Annotated in this window: 3 protein-coding genes; 2 read left to right on the top strand and 1 reads right to left on the bottom strand. The window is 36.6% G+C overall.

What is annotated here, in order from left to right; translation table 11 throughout:
• Positions 1 to 150 precede the first annotated feature (150 nt).
• Entirely contained in the window at positions 151 to 1389 is a 1239-nt protein-coding gene (gene sstT, locus V7150_RS26370; RefSeq protein ID WP_335524242.1) for a serine/threonine transporter SstT, read from the top strand.
• Between the two features lie 358 nt (positions 1390 to 1747).
• Complete coding sequence (locus V7150_RS26365) at positions 1748 to 1948, top strand: cold-shock protein (protein ID WP_151535084.1); 201 nt, start codon at positions 1748 to 1750, stop codon at positions 1946 to 1948.
• Between the two features lie 364 nt (positions 1949 to 2312).
• Here V7150_RS26365 and V7150_RS26360 read toward each other — a convergent pair whose 3' ends face one another.
• The gene (locus tag V7150_RS26360; protein WP_335524236.1) at positions 2313 to 2636 is read right to left on the bottom strand and encodes a nitrous oxide-stimulated promoter family protein; all 324 of its coding nucleotides are present in this window, start codon (positions 2634 to 2636) and stop codon (positions 2313 to 2315) included.
• Between the last annotated feature and the right edge of the window lie 368 nt (positions 2637 to 3004).

Below are 3004 nucleotides of genomic sequence, written 5' to 3'. Positions count from 1 at the left end.
TGGTAATGGTCATCTATCGATGCAAGGTACCTATTTCATTTGAGGTGACCGCTATTAGATAATCATTAGATTGATAAATAGTCTGATAGTAGTACGTCTAAATTGATTATGGAAAATTGCACTTTTTCTTATACAAGCGGGGGGATGACTATGAAAAATCTAATGAAAAAATGGAATCAAGTGAGTCTGGTAAAGCAAATAATTATTGGATTGATTATTGGTATAATCCTGGCTGTAACGATCCCAGATGTTGCTAAACCTGTTGTCATTTTAGGATCTTTGTTTGTTGGTGCTTTAAAAGCGATAGCACCTGTTTTGGTACTCTTCTTGGTTATGTCAGCCATCGCTCAACACAAGAGCGGTCACCAAACGAATATGAAATCGATTATTGGTCTTTATCTGTTAGGTACTTTTTTAGCTGGATTAATCGCAGTTATTGTAAGCTTTGTGTTTCCTGTAAGCTTAACACTTGCAAAGGGTGCTGAGGATTTGACGGCTCCTGGCGGTGTTACAGAGGTTCTCAAATCGTTACTGTTGAACGTTGTGGATAACCCAGTTAAAGCCATTTTTAATGCGAATTATATCGGTATTTTAGCTTGGGCGATAGTCCTTGGTATGGCTTTAAGAAATGCTCCAGATACAACAAAAACGATGATTTCTAATTTTTCAGATGCCATTTCCAAAATGGTTACATGGGTGATTAAGTTTGCACCATTAGGAATCATGGGTCTAGTAATTGACTCTATTACGACAAATGGAATCGAGTCATTACTAAGCTATGGAAAATTACTTGCCGTTTTGATAGGTTGTATGCTCTTTGTAGCTCTAGTTGTCAATCCAATCATTGTGTTTACAGCTATACGTCAAAACCCATTCCCACTCGTATTTAAGTGCTTAAGGGAAAGCGGTATTACAGCATTCTTTACACGTAGTTCAGCTGCTAACATTCCTGTAAATATGAGATTATGTGAAAAACTAGGTTTGGATAAGGATACTTATTCTGTATCCATTCCATTAGGCGCCACCATTAATATGGCTGGTGCAGCTGTTACGATTTCTGTATTGACACTTGCGGCAGTTCACACACTAGATATTGCAGTGGATATACCTACAGCCATTATCCTCAGCGTACTGTCAGCTGTATGTGCCTGCGGTGCTTCAGGGGTTGCCGGCGGTTCCTTATTATTGATTCCTCTAGCTTGCAGCTTATTCGGAATCCCAAATGATGTTGCAATGCAGGTAGTTGGTGTGGGCTTTATCATTGGTGTTTTACAAGACTCCTTTGAAACAGCTCTTAACTCATCCACAGACGTCCTTTTCACAGCAACAGCTGAATTTAAGCAGTGGCGTAAAGAAGGGAAAAAAATAGAGATCAAAAAAGCAGCTTAAAGAAGCAACCTTACTTTGAGATGGAAAGCAAATAAACCCCGGATTCATTATAATCTGGGGTTATTTATATGATTTTTATCATTTTTTCTTCTAGACTCCTTTTTTAACAAGATAAATTAGTGTCCGTTGATTTTTATGAATGTACATTTGAAATATGATTAAGTCATTATTGAAAAAAGGATAATTGCGGCGGCAGACTCATTACTTACCTTGCAAATACAAGTAATTAATGATATCCTAATAGAGAATTATTTTTGTTCGGTGTAAATGATAGCATAAGTTTTAACTTCTTCTTGATGACCACTGAGAGCAAGGATAGTAATACATTGTGTGGAAAACACACTAGGAGGCAACAAAAATGGAAAACGGTAAAGTAAAATGGTTTAACGGCGAAAAAGGCTTCGGATTCATCGAGCGTGAAGGTGGAGAAGACGTATTCGTTCATTTCTCAGCGATTCAAGGCGAAGGTTTTAAAACTTTAGAAGAAGGTCAAGCAGTAACTTTTGATGTTGAGCAAGGTCAACGTGGAGCACAAGCTGCAAACGTTCGTAAAGCTTAATTTTAAAAATAACGAAAGACAGACTCTTAATTTGGAGTCTGTCTTTTATTTTGCTTAAATCAAATCAAAGAACCCCACTCATAAATGAGTGGGGAAGATCAAAACAGTAAATCAAATGGTAAACAAAGTGTAGCATACAATTAGGGAATGTCCAAATTCTTTTTCGGAGAGAAAGAACTATTCCCTTTCGTTACTTATAAGATTACTTCTCTCCAAAGGAAATAAATCTCCATAATCTTGCTTATTAAACAAAAAGGGTGCTCCTTGAATATCCGTCTGTCAAAAATGGCAGTCTTTTTGTTATTGGGGTACCGTCACAAGAGTGTGGCTTTTTTAATCTAATAAACACTTAGGTTGGAATTTATTACCTATTGAACATATGCTTTACCGAATAAATCGGATGATACAAAAGCATCCATGGTCCTGTACGACGCATGACAGCCTTCATCTTTTGCCGATACGTTGGTTTATAACAGTGCACCTTGCAGTTTGAACAAGCAGATTTTTCTTCACCAAACCTGCACAGAGAAAGTCGTAAAAAGGCATAGTCCTTTAAATCCCGGCATTCCTTACAGAGCACATCACGATGATGCTTTTTCCGACAATACAATCCGATCATCTCGTTGACAATTTCTTTTTCCATTTGAATATTTGGACCATTGTTTGGTTGTTTTCGTTGTTTACTCATGATCATAAGCCTCCCTTTTGTGAATGTCTACCTTTATTTATCTAATTTGACCATACCACAAGGTTCTTCCTTTTTACGGAGGAATCTTAACAAATTAAGGACAAAAGGATATTAAAAAAAGCTATAAATAAACATTTAAAGGGTTCCGTTTTGAGGTGCTTTTCTAAAAATTTGTGCCGAAATGACAGTAGTTTTGACATCGGTGTTGGCATATAAAAAAGCAAAACTCGCCACAGTATTGGCGAGTTTTTTATTAGGAATAAAGGTTCCTTCTTGAACTATACTCCCTCTATAAAGAAACGATTATCTTCAATTTCCTCTTGTTTTCTCACGTTTTCATAATGATTTAAGTTTATTATTCATAGTAA

The organism is Neobacillus drentensis (genome assembly GCF_036965245.1).
In the GTDB taxonomy this organism is placed as follows: domain Bacteria; phylum Bacillota; class Bacilli; order Bacillales; family Cytobacillaceae; genus Neobacillus; species Neobacillus drentensis_G.
This window is presented reverse-complemented; position numbering and strand designations above follow the sequence as displayed.